This window comes from Limisphaerales bacterium (assembly GCA_014382585.1).
In the GTDB taxonomy this organism is placed as follows: domain Bacteria; phylum Verrucomicrobiota; class Verrucomicrobiia; order Limisphaerales; family UBA1100; genus JACNJL01.
On sequence record JACNJL010000044.1, the window covers coordinates 1 to 18073 of the forward strand.

The 18073-nt window shown below is 59.5% G+C and carries 12 protein-coding genes; 7 read left to right on the forward strand and 5 right to left on the reverse strand.

Annotated elements, in window-relative coordinates:
• The 5 genes from H8E27_09770 to H8E27_09790 all read right to left on the reverse strand — a co-directional run.
• The coding region (locus H8E27_09770) for a hypothetical protein (GenBank protein ID MBC8325899.1) at positions 1-1720 on the reverse strand (1720 nt) is incomplete at its 3' end.
• A 69-nt stretch (positions 1721-1789) separates the two neighbouring features.
• The gene (locus tag H8E27_09775; GenBank protein ID MBC8325900.1) at positions 1790-3112 is read right to left on the reverse strand and encodes a hypothetical protein; all 1323 of its coding nucleotides are present in this window, start codon (positions 3110-3112) and stop codon (positions 1790-1792) included.
• On the reverse strand, positions 3112-5526 hold the full coding sequence (locus H8E27_09780; GenBank protein MBC8325901.1) for a DUF1549 domain-containing protein: 2415 nt from the start codon (positions 5524-5526) through the stop codon (positions 3112-3114). The genes H8E27_09775 and H8E27_09780 overlap by 1 nt, the downstream gene beginning before the upstream one ends.
• Positions 5523-6389 (reverse strand): TolB family protein, encoded by an 867-nt coding sequence (locus H8E27_09785; protein MBC8325902.1) that lies wholly within the window; start codon positions 6387-6389, stop codon positions 5523-5525. Before H8E27_09785 ends, H8E27_09780 begins: the two co-directional genes overlap by 4 nt.
• 1 nt (position 6390) lies before the next feature.
• Positions 6391-7719: a DUF1501 domain-containing protein gene (locus tag H8E27_09790; GenBank protein ID MBC8325903.1), complete on the reverse strand. Its 1329-nt coding sequence runs from the start codon at positions 7717-7719 to the stop codon at positions 6391-6393.
• A 136-nt stretch (positions 7720-7855) separates the two neighbouring features.
• Between H8E27_09790 and H8E27_09795 the strand changes: the two genes are divergently transcribed.
• The 7 genes from H8E27_09795 to H8E27_09825 all read left to right on the forward strand — a co-directional run bounded on the left by H8E27_09795 (position 7856) and on the right by H8E27_09825 (position 18032).
• Positions 7856-8845 carry a sialate O-acetylesterase gene (locus H8E27_09795; GenBank protein ID MBC8325904.1) on the forward strand — a complete coding sequence of 330 codons (990 nt, stop codon included), beginning with the start codon at positions 7856-7858 and terminating at the stop codon, positions 8843-8845.
• A 30-nt stretch (positions 8846-8875) separates the two neighbouring features.
• Entirely contained in the window at positions 8876-10360 is a 1485-nt protein-coding gene (locus tag H8E27_09800; GenBank protein ID MBC8325905.1) for a DUF1501 domain-containing protein, read from the forward strand.
• 37 nt (positions 10361-10397) lie between these two features.
• Positions 10398-11330: a phytanoyl-CoA dioxygenase family protein gene (locus H8E27_09805; GenBank protein MBC8325906.1), complete on the forward strand. Its 933-nt coding sequence runs from the start codon at positions 10398-10400 to the stop codon at positions 11328-11330.
• Between the two features lie 97 nt (positions 11331-11427).
• A complete protein-coding gene (locus tag H8E27_09810) occupies positions 11428-14337 on the forward strand; it encodes a DUF1553 domain-containing protein (protein MBC8325907.1) in 2910 nt (969 codons plus the stop codon).
• Positions 14337-15683: a DUF1501 domain-containing protein gene (locus H8E27_09815; protein MBC8325908.1), complete on the forward strand. Its 1347-nt coding sequence runs from the start codon at positions 14337-14339 to the stop codon at positions 15681-15683. The genes H8E27_09810 and H8E27_09815 overlap by 1 nt, the downstream gene beginning before the upstream one ends.
• 70 nt (positions 15684-15753) lie before the next feature.
• On the forward strand, positions 15754-17052 hold the full coding sequence (locus H8E27_09820; GenBank protein MBC8325909.1) for a membrane dipeptidase: 1299 nt from the start codon (positions 15754-15756) through the stop codon (positions 17050-17052).
• Between the two features lie 38 nt (positions 17053-17090).
• Complete coding sequence (locus H8E27_09825; GenBank protein ID MBC8325910.1) at positions 17091-18032, forward strand: PQQ-binding-like beta-propeller repeat protein; 942 nt, start codon at positions 17091-17093, stop codon at positions 18030-18032.
• The last annotated feature ends 41 nt before the right edge of the window (positions 18033-18073 follow it).

Genomic DNA, 18073 nt, shown 5'->3' on the forward strand with positions numbered 1-18073 from the left:
ATTGGCCCTGAGCGGAAACGGTAATCTGCACCTTCCCAACGTTGGCTTCCGGCGTAACCGTCAGATCAAATTCCAAAAACTCCTTGTCCGCCGGCACCTCCAACTTGGCCGGCGCAGTCACGCCCTTAGGTAAATTATTAAGCGTCAGCGTAATGGGTTTTCGATCAGGCTGTTGTCCCAATGGCTCCGCCGCGCGGCGCGCGTTCACCCGCACCTTAACCTTCCCTCCGCGAGGCAGACGCACGTTGTTCATCTCCAAACTCACTGGCTCGACAATTACCAACGGAATCGTCTGGAGAATTGGTAAGAACATCATGTGCCCCCACTCATTTCGAAAAGCTTCGGCAAACTGGACCGACTCCACGTGGATATCGTTTGCCCGGCCGACGAGTTTAAGGTGATGTAATTCGCCAGAGCGCGCCGTGGGCGGGATGGATAGTTTCAGCACATGTTCCTTGGCCTTCGCCGGCACGGAAGCGCCAATCAACGGCCAGCCGATGGCGGTTTGGATTTCTACGGCACCCTCGTATTGGTGGCGTTCCAGTTGCAGGGTCAAGGCCAGCTCCTGACCGGGAATAGCCCAGAGTCGGTCGGGGAGTGGCAGCGGCTTTTTCTTGGCGTCCTGCCCGGGCTTCAGCTTAAGCACGACCCCGCCTTGGCCGACAAATGTATCAATCCGATACCGGTGGCGCGGGCCGCCATGGCGGATGTATTCCTCCACTTGCAGCGTGTAGGCGCCGTCTCCCGGAAGCTTGTGGCGCAGGATCACGGGCTTGGTGATATCTGCTCCACCGGTTTGAATGGTTTTGCCGGCGGCATCCTGCAGTTTAAGGACGATGTAGGCCGGCGATCCCTGTCGTCGGGTGTGGGCACGAAACTGCACCCATTGATCCTTGGTGCCGGCAAACCGGTAATGATCCCGTGCGCCGGCTTTTTCAATGTGACCAAACAAGGTCTGCCCCAGTTTGAAAGCCGTAGCCTGAGCAGCCTGATCGTTGGGTTCCTTTTCGGTCACTGTGTTGGGCGGCAGAAGCCAATCCGGCCACAGCTCGAAACGGCCGACCCGCATGCGGTAAGGCTGGCCGCCGCGATATTGCACATCGCGCAACTCCAGCAAATAAGTTCCAGTGTGCCGCGCCTCGTGCATGAGCGCCGCATCGCCGCCGCGCACATCATCGTCATCCGCGTAATCCACCTCACGCCCGTTGGGATCAAACAACCGGACCATCGGATCGCCTGTGGCCGCCAGACGCTCGGAATACACCTCGACGGTGAACCGTTCCCCCGCCTTGGCGTCCAGTGTGAACCAGTGCGACGCCTGCCCCGGCAAGGCGCCGTCCACCGCCACCGGCCAGGCCAGTGCCTGAGGTTTGGCGCGATCGGTACTGGACGGAGCTACATCCTCCAGCGGATCCACCAGCACCAGCCGGGGGACGCTAATGCCCTCGGCATTGTGCACGCGCATCATGCCCACATGAACCGGCGTGTTTGCCGGTACGGTCACACGAAACACCGCCTGTTTGCCCTCGGCCTTGATCAGTTCGGATTGCGCCGGAAAACTCGTCCAGAGTTTCAGGTCCCCCGTCAATCGATCGCCGTTCACACGGATTTCCACCGGCTTCCCGGGCGCCCAAGCAGAGGGCTGCACGGTGTTCAAGGACGGCAAGGCCATTGCGCCCATGACGCTCAAAAAGGAAAATAACAAAATCCAACCACGCATGCGGAAAGTTTTCCGCGAATCACGGATGGGGTCAACGGCAAGGGATCGATTCATGAAGACTCCACGCAGTTACTTCAGCCCGGGAATGGCGATAAAGGTGTTGAGTTCTTTGCCGTCTTCCAGATTCCAGATGCGGACCTGGCCGTTGAAGCCGCCGGCGGCGAGGTGTTTGCCGTCGGGCGAGATGGCCACACTGACAGCCCAGTCCTCGAGCGCAAAATCGCCGAGGGGGTTCAGGTTGTTGGCCTGATATCGGCGCACGCGGTTGTCGGCTGCGGGGACAACGAGCACTTTGTCATGGCGCACGAGCTTGAAGAGTTCGGCGCTGAAGCCGATGTCCCGCACGCGTTTGCCGTCGGAGATGCGCCACAGCTGCACCTTCTTGTCCATACCGCTGGAGTACAGTTCCCGACCGCCGGGATGAAATGCAATGCCACGGACGTTCTTGCCGTGGCCGGCAAAGGTCACCAGCGATTTATTGGCGGCCAAGTCAAACACCTTGGCGGTGTGATCGCGACTGGCGGTAGCGAAGCGTGAACCGTTGTCGTCCCAGGTCACCGCATTCACCCAGTCGGAATGCAGGCCAAGGGTGTGGGTGACCTTGCGGGAGGCCAGATCGATCACGAGCACCTGCCCATCAGCACCGCCGGCGACTAGGCGTTGACCAGCCGGATCGAAGGCCACATCGAGCATCACGTCGGGAGCGGTGGCCAGCACGCGATCCAACTTGCCGGTGGACGCCTCAAAGAGGCGCACCTCGCCGAGTCGGCCGGGCTGACCGCTGGCGGTCGCGAGCCATTTACCGTCCGGACTGGCGGACAGGCCGTAGGTCCGCTCGCCTTCGCGAGCAATGCGCCGCTGTAGTTTGCCGTCGCCCGCACCCCACACGGAGACTTCGTGGTAGCCGGAGACAAACACGGACTGGCCATCGGCACTAAAGGTTAACGCCGTAATCGGCACGGCGCGCGGGTATTTGGCCGGCGGATCAGGATGCCGCGGGGCCGGCAGGATGGTGGACAGCAGCGCCTTGGGATCGCCGCCATCATACTTCGCACCGGCTTCAATCCATTGCCTGAATTTCGCCACCACTTCCGGCGGAAGCGGATCGTCATCCTGCGGCATGCGTTCATCCGCGTCGTCTGTGCTGAGCCGGTAAAACAGCTCGCTCATGTCCGGCTTCCCCGCGGTGACCATCGGCTCGTCCGTGTCGCCCGGCATCAGAACCTTGGCAAAGGTATCCACGCGGTAACTGCCTTTGGCCTTCTTCGGCCCGTGACAAGCCAAACATTTCTGAACAAGCACCGGGGCTAGATCACGGCGAAAGCTAATGTCCGCCGCGTCCATCCACGGCACCATCACGAAAAGAATAAGGAGACTAATCTGGCGCATCATCAGTGCTGAAAGAGAAACTCCGTCTTATTCAGAATCGCCCACGCAATGTCTTCCATGGCGGCGTTGCGATCCGGAACGCCAGCGAGATGCGCGAGGGCAAGCTGCAGTTCCTTGGCCGAAGGCGGACGACTCAGCGCGGCAAGGTAAAATTCGACCAGCACTTCCTCATCCTTCTTACCCTCGGCCATGGCCCGGCGAAATCGGTTGCCGCCGTTGCGCAGCCGGTCGTTAAGCAGCTTGCCGTTGTAGAGCTGCAGTGCACTCTCGAGGCTGGTGTCGTCCGTCCGTTCGCATTCGCAGGCCGATTGCCGTTCGGGCTGGCCGAATACCTTGAGAAAATCAATCTTCGCCAATTCCGGCGCGGGCAGTTGCGTGCATTTCATGTCCGCCGGCAGCCCTCCAATGCGCTCAGGCAGCCCCGTCACCTGCCCGATGGCATCGAGCAATTGCTCGGCGGACATCATGCGCGGCTGGTAATGCGAAAAGTATTTGCGGTCCTCTTTGTTAAACGCATTGCGCGTGGAATCGGCTTGATAGGTACGGCTATTTAAAATCGTGTGCAAGATCTTCTTCCGATCAAACCCGCTGCGCACAAAATCCTCGGCCAAGGCGTCCAACAGCGGCGCGTTGGCGGGCGGGTTGGTGTCCCGAAAATCATCGAAGGGTTCCACGATGCCGCGCCCCATCACATGTGACCAGAGACGATTGACCTCAACGCGGGCAAAGAAGGGATTGCTTGGCCCTGTGAGCCAGTTGGCAAAAGCGGCCCGACGATCAGCGGCATCGGACACCGGCAAGTCTCCAGCGGCGGGCGCCCACGGTTTCATCACCTTGCCATTGAGCGGATGCGTGACTTCTCCGGCGCCTTTGGAAAACACCAGCGTTTCATCGCCCTTCCCCGTGCGCTTGCGTTCCACGCGATTGAAGAAGGACGCCATGCCGTAATAATTATCCTGCGTCCAACGTTCAAAGGGATGGTTGTGACACTTGGCGCATTGAATGCGGGTGCCGAGGAAAATTTGCGCGGAGGTCTCCACCGCATCATCGCGGTTGGCGGAGGTGCGGTAAAAATTGGCGGCCGGATTGATCATGGTGCTGCCGCTGGCGGTAAGCAGTGAGGTGGCAAACTGATCGTACGGCATGTTGCGGCCAAGGGCGCCCTCGATCCAGCGATGATATTTGTGTACGCTGGGCGCGCCGATTTGCTTCACCGAAAGCCGCAACAGGTCACCCCATTTCAACGCCCAAAACTGAGCGTGCTCCGGCCGATTGAGCAGCGTGTCGACCAACTGCGCGCGTTTATCCGGACGTTTATCCTGCAGAAACGCCTCGACTTCCTTGATCGTGGGCAGGATGCCGATCACGTCGAGGTACACACGCCGCACAAAGGTGGCATCGTCGCACAAGGGCGCGGGCGCAAACTGCAACTGGCGCAGCTTATCATCAATGTGGCGATCCACGTAGTTACGTTGCGGTAGGTTCGGCCACTGGAAGCCCTCCACATCGCGCGTGAAAGTTAGCAGCGTGCTTTCGATGTGATGCAGATAACGCACGAGCACTGCCGCTTCGCCTCGCCGGAACCCAGTGACCAGCCCGGAGGCGCTGATGTCCGCCACTTCGTTGTCCGAACTCTCGAACACAGCCAGATGCGTCACATCGAGTTGCGTGCCGTCCGAGTAATGCGCCATCACGCTGAGTTGCTGTTTCCAGGCCGGATACTTAAGCACGCGGCCGGATGCCGGAGTCACTGTCACCTTCACGCAACTGGGCTGGCCTTCCTCCACGCGGCAGCCTTCGGCAATCCAATCGCGCAACAGATTGTAGCTGCGGTCGCCCTGACGAAAACGCCGTCCTCCTTCGTGGGCCACCTCCATGAGCGGCTTGGCCAGCAGCAGACTGGCGGCGGGATTCAACGGGTTGGTGCGCCGGCCCAGTTCCTCACGCGTGAGGGTAAAGGTATCGAGCACCGGATCGAACGCGCGCAGAGACAGACGAAACCCGCCCTTGCCGTGCGGCGAGCCGTGGCAGGAACCACTGCTACAGCCCAGCTTGGACAACACGGGCAGCGCATCAAAATAAAACGAAACCGACCGGGTCGCATGCGCCGTTTGCACGGGCACGGCAGCGGTTTGGTCGGCGAATTGAACGGTCACTTGCGTGTTGCCGGCGCTCATCGAATGCACGAGGGCCTTCTCCACTTTGGCCACATTGGCGTGCTGCACGGTGTACTGCGCACGGTGGGTCACATCCTCCACGCGGCCATCGGCTAAATGCGCGGTGACGACCAACTGCCGCGTGTCGCGGTCCGAGGCGAGCTCCACCTGCGCAGGGGTCACGGTGATCCGTTTCACCTGCGCGGTCAGTGCCGGCGGTAGCAGCAGAGCCAGCAATAGAATGAACGCGCCGCTTCTCATTTGCTTTGGGTCGGCACGTCCATCAGGTAGAGGTCAAAGCGGCCCTCGCGTTCGCCGACATAGATGATGCGCTGACCGTCCGGATGCCAACTGGCGTAATCGTCGCGTTCCTCGTGGAAGGTCAGTCGCCGCTGGTTTTGGCCGTTCACATCCATCACGTACAACTCGCGGTTGCCGTCGCGCATGCTGGTGAACACAATCCGTTTACCATCGGGCGAAATCTCCGGACGAATATCCATCGCCTCATTGTCGGTGAGCTGCTTCACGTTTTTGCCGTCGGCATCGCTTGAGTAAATTTCGTAGGTGTTCGTGCGGCTGCTACCGTACACCAGCGTTTTGCCGTCCGGCGAAAAGCTCGGCCAATTATTGATACCGGTACCTTCGGTGATCTGCTTCTTCTCCTTGCCGTCCAGCGTCACGCGCCAGATATGCTGCGGGCCGGTCTCAGCGAAACAGTACAACACGTGTTTACTGTCGCGCGTAAACACCGGACTGCGATAGCCGCCGCGGCCGCCGTGTTTCACAAACGAATCCTTGCGATCATCGCGCCGGCGAATGACGAAGTGGGCCGTAAGATTCCCGGTGCATTCGTTAAAGGCAATGTGCTTACCGTCAGGCGACATGGCGGCGTTGAGCTGATGTTTATTGGCGTCGTTAAACATCGGCTCGGGCTTCAGCTCCTCGGCATCCATCACCATAAGCCGCAGCAACGCACGCGTTTCATCAAACGAATACATGATCTTGCGGCCGCCCTCGAAGTAGCGCGGATCGCGTTTATTGGTGCCGTCGTGCGTGAGCCGAATGGTCTCGGCAGTGAGCGACAGCCCGAGGCTGCTCAGGATAAGAAAGGCCAGGACGCGCATGTTAAACAAGCTCCCGAATCAAGCGACCGCCGTCGAGTACCTTCATTTCCGCGCGCGCCTGCGCGTCCACGCCGGCCAGCTCGCAAATGGTCGTGCCGGCCATCAACGGCGTAATCGGCGTGGTGACGGGGTAATTGCCCACCTTATCGCTCTCGCCAATGCAACGCCCCGGCTGAACACCGCCGCCGGCCCATACGGAGAAATAACAGTGCTGCCAGTGCTCGCGCGCGGCGCGGTTGCTAATCTTGGGGGTGCGTCCAAACTCGCCCATCGCCACCACCAACGTGTCCTTCAAAAGACCGCGCTCGTTAAGGTCATCCAACAGTGCCGAGTAGGCGCGGTCAAAGATCGGGCAGTGACGGTCCTGTAATAGCTCGAAGTTAAAGATGTGCGTATCCCATCCCCAATCGCCCTTGGGGGTGAAGGTTTCCACATACTCGCTCCAGTTCACCTGCACATAGGGCACGCCGGTCTCCACAAGACGCCGAGCCATCAGGCAGCTTTGGCCAAAGGTCGTCTGGCCATACGTATCACGCGTCTTACGTTTCTCCTGTGTCAGGTCAAACGCCGCGCGCGCCTTGGGATCGGCCAACAGGCCGTAGGCACTTTGGTGCGTGCGTTTCCAGTCATCGATCCCGGCATTCTCCAGCTGCCGTTCGGCGGCGTCCAGTTGGCCGAGCAGTTTTTTGCGATCCTCAATGCGGTTGGGGGTGAGGCCTTCGAGCAGTTTCAGCGTGGGAATATTCGCCTCCCCTTTCTCGCTGCATTGCACGAGAAACGGATCATGCGCCTTGCCCAACGTGCCGCCGCCGTAGCCGGCTATGCGCCGCGGCAAATCACGAGGGATACCGTGCCCAAGATAAAAGAACGGCGGCAACGCATCCGCGTGCCCGCGATGCTTGGCGACAATGGAACCGAAATTCGGATGAACCGTGGGCCGTTCCTCAAAACCCGTGAGCCCCACGGTACCAGCACCGGGATGTCCGCCGTTGCTGGATTGCATGGAACGCACCACGCTAAACATGTTCGAGCGTTTGGCCGTCTTGGGCAGCAGCTCGCTGAAGTGCATGCCCGGGGTGCGCGTGGGGATCGTGCCGAACGGCCCGCGATAATCGCTGGGCGCTTCCGGTTTAGGATCAAACATGTCGATATGGCTCGGGCCACCCCACAGCCACAGCACGATCACGGACTTGGCCTTGGGCGCCTTGCCAGCAGCCCACGCTTCGTGTCCAGCGCCCATCGCCATCGGCAGCGCGGCGGCAGTTTGCAAAAACGAACGGCGCGTCTGGCCGCCACAGGAGTTCGCCTTAAAATCTCCGATTCCGAGCATAATACTGTCTTCCGACCCCGAAAGATTCGCCTGAATTCACTGTGTCATCAAGAAAATTGCCCCGCAATTTGTTCCCTGCCAGACCGCGAGCCAAGGCGAAACTTGCCCCGCCACCGCGAACATCTACAATGGCGGCATGACCGCATTTCGAATTCTGCTGCTGATCCTGATCTCCGCCCTTCCCGCTCAGGCGAAATTGAAAGTGTTCGTCCTCGCCGGCCAATCGAATATGGAAGGCGCCGGGCAAATCAACATCAACCCGCGCGCCCAAAACAAAGGCGCCGGCACGCTGGAGTTTATGGTGAAACACGCGCCAAAAAAATACGGGCCTTTACAGACCAAAGCCGGCGAATGGACCGTGCGCACCGATGTGTTTGTGAAATATGGCGAACGCGCCGGGGGTCTGAAGCCGGGCTTTGGCGCGCGCAGCAGTGCCATCGGGCCGGAGCTGGGCTTCGGCACAGTGGTGGGTGATGCGCTCAAGGAACCGGTGCTCATTATTAAAACCTGCTGGGGTGGTAAAACGTTGATGGTGGATTTCCGCCCGCCTTGCGCCGGTCCATTGCCCAAGACAATGGCGGACAAAATGCTCGCGGGCATTCAACGCCGCGAACCGGATGCCACCATGAAAGCCGTCGAGGAACGCACGGGCGCATTTTACCGGCTGATGATGGATGAGGTCGCCAACACGCTGGACAATCTCAAGGAAATTTACCCGGCCTATGACGGCAAAGGTTATGAGATCGCCGGCTTCGGTTGGCACCAAGGCTGGAACGACGGGCTCACGCACGACATGGTAGCCGCCTACGAGGAGAACCTCGTGCGCCTGATCAACGATGTGCGCCGCGCATGGAAGACCCCCGACCTGCCGGTGGTCATCGCCGTGAGCGGCTTTGGCGGACGCAACCAAAAGATCGACCGCCGCCTCGGCATCATCGCCGCCCAACACGGTGCCGCCGCCCGCAAGGAATTCAAGGGCACCGCCGCCAGCGTCGAGACCCGTGATTTCTTCCGCCCACGCGAACAATCCCCCGGCGGCCAGGGCTATCACTGGAATAACAACGCCGAAACCTACTACCTCATCGGCGAAAGCATGGGCAACGCGATGTTGAAATTGTTGAAGTAAAAGAGAATATCCGACGTCCTTTCCCCCGACATGAACAACTCGCCTTACCATCGAGCCCCCGATCAATCGCCTTTAAGCCGGCGCGATTTTCTGTGGCAATCGGGCGGGGGCTTGGGCGGGATGGCCTTGACGACGATGTTGGGGCGCGAGCCGTTGCTGGCCAAAGGCGTGCTGAGCGGCACCTTGCATCATCCGCCGAAAGCAAAGCGGGTGATCCAGTTGTTCATGGGCGGGGCGGCGAGTCATTTGGATACATTCGATTTCAAGCCGGCGCTCATTCGGCATCATGGCGAGAAGAGCGATTTCGGCGAACACGTGGAGGCGTTTCAAAACGGGCTCGGGCCATGGATGCAGTCGCCCTTTGCCTTCGCGCGTCATGGACAGAGCGGCAAGCATCTATCGGAAACCGTCGCGCCGTTGGGTGAAGTGGTGGATGATCTGGCCTTCGTGCACAATCTCGTGGGTAAAACCGGCGTGCACAGCCAGGCCACTTACCTGCAGGCCACCGGCTTTCAGCGCCCGGGCTTTCCCGGCATGGGCTCGTGGGTGAGCTACGCACTCGGCAGCGAAAATGAAAACCTACCGACCTTTGTCGTGTTGCCCGATCATCGCGGATACGCCTCCAACGGCCCGAAGAATTGGGCCAGCGCATTCCTGCCAACGCACACGCAGGGCACTACGATTTTTCCGCAACGCGAAAACCCGATTCCCGATCTGCATCCCAAGGCCGGCTTTGTGACGCCCGGCAGTCATCGCACGGGCATTGACCTGATCAACCAACTCAATGCCGGCTACGCCGAGACGCGCCCAGGCGATGACCGTCTGGAGGCACGCATTCAAACCTACGAACTGGCCGCGCGCCTGCAGCTCTCTGCCACCGAGGCACTGGACATCGCCAAGGAACCGGACCACGTCCTCAAGCTCTACGGCCTCGAACGCGAGCCCAAGCAATACCCGAAGACCATCAACGCGCCCGAGGAGACCGAGTATTTCGGCCGCAAATGTTTGATCGCCCGACGGCTCATCGAGCGCGGCGTACGCTTCGTGCAGATTTGGTCCGGCAACGACAATTCATTTCCCCGCCGCAACTGGGACAGCCACGAGGACATCGAACGCGACCACGGCCCGCTCGCCCTGGGCATGGCCCACGGCGCCGCCGGCCTCATCCGCGACCTCAAACAACGCGGCCTACTCGAGGACACCATCATCCACTGGACCACCGAGTTCGGGCGCATGCCCAGTACGCAAGGCAGCACGGGCCGCGACCACAACCCCTACGTGTTTACCAACTGGCTTTGCGGCGGCGGCATCCGCGGCGGTGTCACCGCCGGCCAGAGCGATGAGTGGGGCTACAAACCGCAGGACCGCGCCAACCCCACGCAAGTCTACGACCTCCACGCCACCATGCTGCACCTCCTCGGCATCGACCACAAACAACTCACCGTCCGCCACAACGGCATCGACCGCCGATTGACCGACGTCCACGGGCATGTGGTCGAAAAATTGCTCGCTTGACTCGACGCTGCGCAACTTCGCTGCTATTTTCCGCCGAATGAGCGACGACCTCGCCTCGCGGCATCACCCCATCACCGACTTGTTTCCCCAGCCAAACGCTCCGGAAAATTGGGCGCGCTATCAGCTCACCAATGCGCAGTTGGAACGTTTCAAAGAACAAGGTTTCGTAAACGGCATTCGGCTGTTGAGTGATGAGCAGGTTGATGCGTTGCGCGCGGAGTTGGGGGAAATGACTGATCCCGATCACGAGGGGCGCGAGTTGTTTTATGAGTATCACAGCAACGAATCGGGCGATCCGGATTCAGTTTTGTTTCACGCGCTGGGTGCGTGGCGGGTCCGGCCGGCATTTCACGACTTGCTTTGGAACCCCGCGTTCCTTTTGCCGGCGTACCAGTTGTTGGGCAAAAAATTCCGGCTCTTTCACGACCAACTTTTCAGCAAACCCGCAAAGCACGGCGGCGTGGTGGCGTGGCATCAGGATTTTTCGTATTGGACGTGGACCCAACCGATGGCCCACCTCACCTGCTGGATCGGCCTCGATGATGCCACCGAGGAAAACGGCTGCCTGCATTACATCCCGCGCAGCCATCGCTGGGGCTTACTAGAAAAAACCGGTCTCGCGGGCGATATGGATTCCGTGCGCGAAGTACTCACGCCCGAACAGATTTCTGATTTTGAAAATCAATGCCCTGTCGTGCTGAAAAAAGGCGAGTGCAGTTTTCATCACCCGCTGATGATGCACGGCTCATACGAAAACAAATCCGATCACCCACGCCGTGCCACCGTCATCAACGTGCTCGCCGATGGCGTAACCTCTAATTTCGAAGGCGACCACACCCCGGGAACTTCCAATTTCCCCATGCTTCCCAAAGGCGAAACCATGGCGGGCGGTTTTTACCCACTGCTCTTCGACCCCGAGGATCAACTTGGGGAATTGGCTAAACACACTCAAACCATCGATGATGTGTGATGGGTTCGTATGCGTTCGCCAATCATCATCACGGGTGCCAACACCGCCTTTCGGCTTTGACCCATCGCTATAAACTCATTATGCTGAGGCCGGAAAGATGAGTTCACGCACGTTTATCCTACCGTTGCTTTCGTTGCTGATTAATGGGGTGATTTTGGTGAAAGCCGAGGGCCTTACACCAAAAGACCGCAATTTTTTTGAGACACAAATTCGGCCGGTGTTGGTTAAACAGTGTTTGGAATGTCACTCGTCGAAAACAAACAACACGGCGAAGTTCGATGCGCCGTTGCCGGTCGCCGAGGCAGAGGCGATTGTGGCGATGCTGCGCGCGACGAAAAAGAAACCGCATCACAAACCGCTGGCCGAACAGGTGATTCGTGACTTTGAGCGCTGGGTAAAACTTGGTGCACCGTGGCCGGCCGCGGCAGATCCGCAAACTAACGATTCGCTTTGGGCATTCCAACCAATCTCCCAACCGATCGTCCCCCGCGTTAAGAATTCCAGCTGGCCCCGTGATCCACTGGATCAGTTTGTGCTCGCGCGGTTGGCGCAGGAAAAACTAACGCCTGCGAACGACGCTACGCCGACGGTGCTGATTCGGCGGATGTATATGGACCTCACCGGATTGCCGCCGACCATTGAGGCGGTGGAAGCGTTTCAAAAAGAATGTGCAGTTGATAAACCGAAGGCGGTTGAAAAACTAGTCGATCACCTGCTCGCCTCGCCGCATTTCGGGGAGCGTTGGGGGCGGCATTGGCTGGATCTGGCGCGCTTTGGCGAATCCAACGGTAACGACGGCCTTGGTCGCAATGCCTCTTTCCCGCACGCATGGCGCTATCGCGATTACGTGATCGAGGCGTTCAACCGAGACACGCCGTACGATCGTTTTCTGACCGAACAAATTGCCGGAGACTTATTGCCGGCCAAGAGCGATCCCGAGCGCGACCGCAACCTCGTGGCCACCGGATTTCTCGCACTCGGTTCCAAGCCGGCCAAGGCGATGAATAATAATTTCGACATGGACGTGGTGGCCGACCAAATCAACGTGGTGAGCACCGCGGTGATGGGTCTCAGCGTCGGCTGCGCACGTTGCCATGATCACAAGCACGATCCGATCCCCACACGCGACTACTACGCGCTCGCCGGCATCTTCACCAGCACCGAGACGCTCTGGGGCAATGCCGCCAACGAAAAACTCACCGCACCGGCCACCGCGTTGCATCAGCTCAAAACGATGACGCGCACGGACGCGAGGCCGGACCCCACATTAACGGCCACCGCCGGCGTGCCGAAATTTGCCGAGAATTATCACACGGCGATTGGTGCACTGAAACCGGAATACCACCTGAATTTCCAATCCGCACCCCAGGGATTCACGGTGAAAAAAGACGTTAAATTTTCCGCCGACAACGCCGGTGCATTTGGCGGGGGGTGGCTCGAAGGGCAACTCAAAAAAAATATCGATGCGTACACCGTCTCGTTTTGGTTTCGCAATGATCTCGAGAACAACGCGCGCGCTGTGACGGCCTATCTTTTTTCGCGCGGCCCCAAGGGAGCCAACGGAGCGCCCGGCGATCAGGTGGGCATCGGCGGCAATTACAAAAACAATCCACACGCAGGGAAACTGTTTGTCTTCAATGGGAACGGCGGCGTGTCGATCAAAGGCAACACCCTCGTGCCGCCGAACACATGGAATCATCTAGTATTTGTCCGTGATGGCAAACACGCGGCGCTTTACCTCAACGGAAATGCCGAACCGGAACTGAAGGCGGAAATGCCGGTGACCACCCGGGGGGCACGCGATATTTTCATTGGCGGCCGCAACGACTATTTCAACCTCACTCTCGAGGGCAATATGGCGGAGTTTGCGCTGTTCCCACGTGCCCTCAACGCCGCGGAAATTTTGCAGTTGCACACCGCATCAGGGCGGCCCAAAGGCAGCGGCAAAAAACTGGCGCCGCAAAAATCGCCCAAGCCCGCGCCGGGCAATCTGGCCATGGGTGTGCGCGAGGGTAAAAAACCAGCCGATGCCAAGATCAACAAAAACGGCGAATCCAACAAGCTCGGCGAAACCGTCCCGCGCGGATTTCTCTCAGCCACAAAAATGACCGACGCAGTGAACGTTGACCCCCAACAAAGTGGCCGCCGACAACTCGCGCAGTGGCTCACGCATCCGTCGCACCCACTCACCGCACGCGTGATGGTCAACCGCGTTTGGCTGCACCTCTTCGGCCGGGCAATCGTTGACACGCCCGATGACTTTGGCGTGTACGGCGCGCGCCCAACACATCCGGAATTACTCGATCATTTGGCACAGCGGTTCATGGCCGATAAGTGGTCCGTCAAAAAACTCATCCGCGCCATCATCCTCAGTCGCACCTACCAACTGGGCAGCCAACCCACCGCTGCACAAATGCAGGCCGATCCGGACAACCAATGGCTTGCCCGCCACCACCGCCGCCGGCTTGATGCCGAAAGCGTGCGCGACAGCATCCTCGCCGCCAGCGGACAGCTGAATCGCGCCCCGCGCCACGGCTCCGACGTCAGCCAGCTCGATGTGCTGATCAACTGGCCTCCCGGCGAATCAGCCGTCATCCATCGCCCCAGCACTCACCGCAGTATTTACCTTTGCCTGCTGCGCCACGCGCCGCCGCCGGAGCTCTCCGCCTTCGATCTGCCCACCGGCGTGAAGCCCATGGGCCAACGCCACATCACCACCGCGCCAACCAGCGCCTTGTATTTGATGAACAACGAGATGGTGGTGAAGCAGTCGCGCCGGTTCGCCGTCCAATTGCTCGACAAGGCCGGAGCCGATTCCGCCAGCCGTGTGCGCTGGGCCTTCCGCCGAGCGCTACAGCGAAATCCTAGCGGGGCCGAATCGCGGCGGGTCATTGAACTGCTAAACACTTTGCAAACTCAAACACGCAATCCCGAAAACGAAACGTCAACCTGGGCCACTATTTGCCAAGCGCTCCTGACGACCTCGGAATTTCGATACATCGATTGATGAACGCACAGCCCATATCCATTTCGCGCCGCAACCTGCTTCAACAGGCCTCATGCGGTTTTGGTTACCTCGCGATGTCGGCCTTGTTGGCGGAAGCCGCCAAACCGCTTGCGCCCAAGCCGCCGCCGCTGCCCGCTCGCGCCAAGCGCGTGATTTTTCTTTGCATGTCCGGCGGCCCGGCGCACATGGATACATTTGATTACAAACCGCAACTGACCAACGCCGCGCATCCGGGATCGGCTTTTAATTTCAAACAGCACGGCGACAGCGGCCTGTGGATTTCTGAGTTATTGCCCGAGACTGCCAAGCACGCGGACAAGCTTTGCCTCATCAACGGTATGCACGCGGATACCGGCAACCACGCGCAATCGTTTTTGCAACTGCACACCGGCGAACGCCTTCGCCGCCGCCCGAGCATGGGCGCGTGGATCAACTACGGCCTCGGCACGGAAAATCAAAATCTGCCGGGGCTCATCAGCCTCAACACCGCCAAGCCCTCCACTTACTCCGCCGCATTCCTGCCGCCGGCCTACGAAGGCACGCCCATCGGCATCAACGGTGAAGATTTTTCCAAGGCCAGCATCCCAAACATCGGCGGCGCGCATCTTTCCTCTGCAGACAAACGCCGCCAGCTGGACCTTGTGCAAGCGCTCAACCGTGAACACGCCGCACGGCGGCCATACGATGCCAAGCTCGAGTCGGTCATCGAAACGATGGAGCTCGGATTCCGAATGCAAACCATCGCGCCGAATCTGCTGGATGTCAGCACCGAATCCAAAGCCACCCTCGAGCGTTATCGCGTGGGCGCAAAACATTCGGTCGGCACCTGCCGCGCCTCCGATTTCGGCCGGCAATGTCTGCTGGCCCGCCGCTTCGCCGAGGCCGGCGTACGGTTCATCGAGGTGAACCACGGCAGCTGGGATCAGCACAAATGGCACCGGCGCGATCTGCGCGCCAACTGCGAAACCACCGACGCCCCCATCGCCGCGCTGCTCGGCGACCTCGAGGCGCGCGGGTTGCTGGATGAAACGCTCGTCGTGTGGGGCGGCGAATTCGGCCGGCCCGGCCTCGTGCCCGGCAACGGCAAGGACGAAACCGGCCACAACGCCCGCGGCTTTAGCTTCTGGCTCGCCGGCGGCGGAGCCAAACGCGGCCACGTCCACGGCCGCACCAACGACACCGGCTCGGCGGCGGTCGAGGGCAAAGTTCATTTCCACGATCTCCACGCCACCATCCTCCACCTGTTGGGACTGGAACACAACCGGCTCACCTACCACCACGCCGGCCGCCACCACCGCCTCACCGGTCCCAATGGCGGCAAAGTTGCCACGGGGTTGATTGCCTAACCGGCCAACTGCAAATTCATCACTACGCCGTGCAGCTTGACCGCGCCAGCCAATCGGCCAAGGATGCGGCATGCAGACTCATTCGCGCCGAGCCTTTATCCGATCCTCAACCTTAGCGTTTCCATTTCTATTTTTACCCCGACTGCGTGCTGCGGAGCCGTGGGAAAGCAATGAAGTTATCCAACGCCATCGCCGGGCCGCGCTGGCGGTTCTCAAACCCTCTGCAGCCCAACTCGATCGCGGATTAAAACTGCACGCTGAATCACTGGTGTTTGATACCTATGGCTTCGCGCCGCGCTGCGCGGTGGATGGCGCCGCGCTGGCCAAGCTTGCCGCTGAAAACGCTTCGGTTATCGAAATCAAAGACGCCCGCGAGCGTATGATGATGACCCGCTGCGTGGATGACCCGGCCGAACGCATAGAATTCCAGCAAGCATGGAAGGCGGCCGGCGTGACTTGCATTTTCCAAAATGCCGGTGAGGAAGGGCAAGCCCCGCTGCGCCTGATCAAGCGTCTCGCCAACTTCACGTACGTGACAGATCACCTGAAGGGTTTTCTAAACAAAGCCGCCACGCCCGCGGACATCGTGGCCGCAAAAAAAGCCGGCCAACATTGCCTGTATTTCACCGGCAACGGAGTCCCGCTTACTCAACAATGGATCAGTGTTCCTGATGAATTGCGCTACTTAATCGTGTTTAAAAATCTCGGCATGCGCATGCTGCACCTCACCTACAACCGACGCAACATGATCGGCGATGGCTGCGCCGAACCGGGCAATGCCGGGCTCAGCGATTTTGGAAAATCCGCGGTCAAAGAAATGAACCGATTGGGCATCATCCCCGACTGCGCTCATTCCGGTTGGCAAACGAGCTTGGAAGCCGCACAAATTTCTGAGAAACCCATCCTCGCCAGCCATAGTTGCGCGGCAGATTTGCACAAACACATCCGCGGCAAGCCAGACAACGTCCTCAAAGCCATCGCCAACACCGGTGGCCTCACCGGCATCGCGTGCATCCCGAGTTTTCTCGGCAACCCGGGTGATATCAACGCCTTTCTCAACCACATTGATCACGTCATCAAGACTACCAACATCAACCACGTCGGCATTGGCTCCGATGTTTCGTACACCTCCCGAAATCAAGCAGCAGAAGCGGCTAAGATTCCTAAATCACAAAAACCCCGCACCCCATGGCGTTACTTCTGGCCCGTGGGGAGCCTGCGCCCACAACCACAAGCGCGCCTTTCGATCGCCTGGACCAACTGGCCACTGTTCACCGTTGGCCTTGTACAACGCGGATACAAAGATGATGAAATCCGAAAAATCATCGGCGGCAACATGCTGCGGGTTTGTCGCGACAGCTTAAAATGAGTTGCAAGCCCTCAACAAAAACCGGAACCTCAAGGCACATGAAACTACTCCTTCCACTGCTGACCGCCCTCGCCGTTTCACTTACCCCACCCGCCGCGCAGGCCGAGCGATTGGTACTCGTCGGCGCATCTTACGGCAAAAATCTACTGGCCATCACCGATGCGGACGGCAAGGTGATTTGGCAGCACAAGACCGCCGGACCGCAGCGAGGCCATACCGGCCATCACGATGTGCATCTGTTGCCCAACGGCAATATTCTCTTTCACGATACATGGACAAAAACGCAGGAGATCACTCTCGGCAAAAAAGTCGTGTGGTCCTATGAATCGGCCCAGATGAATGGCAACGCCGGTAAGCGCGTCGATGTGCATGCCTTTGCGCGGTTGAAGAACGGCAATACGATGATTGTGGAGAGCAGTGTCGGCCGCGTGATTGAGGTCGATCAGGCCGGCAAACTGGCCCATCAATTCCCCTTAAAACCCGGCGGCACGCAAAGCACGCGCTGGGCCCGCCACACCGCCACCGGCACCCTACTCGCCTGCAGCGAACGCCCCGGCGTGGTCACCGAATACGATCGCACCGGTAAGGTGGTCTGGGATTACCTCATCAACACGCGCGTCTACGGCGCCATCCGTCTCAAAAACGGCAACACCCTCATCGCCTCCGGCAGCGGCAAGAGTGTCGTGGAAGTCACGCCTGAGAAAAAGGTCGTTTGGGAAATCAAAGGCCAAGTGCCCGGCACCGATATCAGCCTCGGCTGGATGACCTGCCTGCAGGAACTGCCCAACGGCAACCGCATCATCGGCAACTGCCATGCCGGCGATAAAAACCCGCAGATCTTCGAGATCACCAAGGACAAAAAAGTGGTGTGGCAATGGGATCAATGGGACCTGGTCGGCAACGGCCTCGCCTGCTGGCAGGTTCTCAGCGATGAGCAGTCCGCCCTCGTCCGCAAAAAGTTGGCAGCACTGAAGAAGTAATCTCCCGCCAAACAACTTGCGGACGCATGGCCACCTGTTAG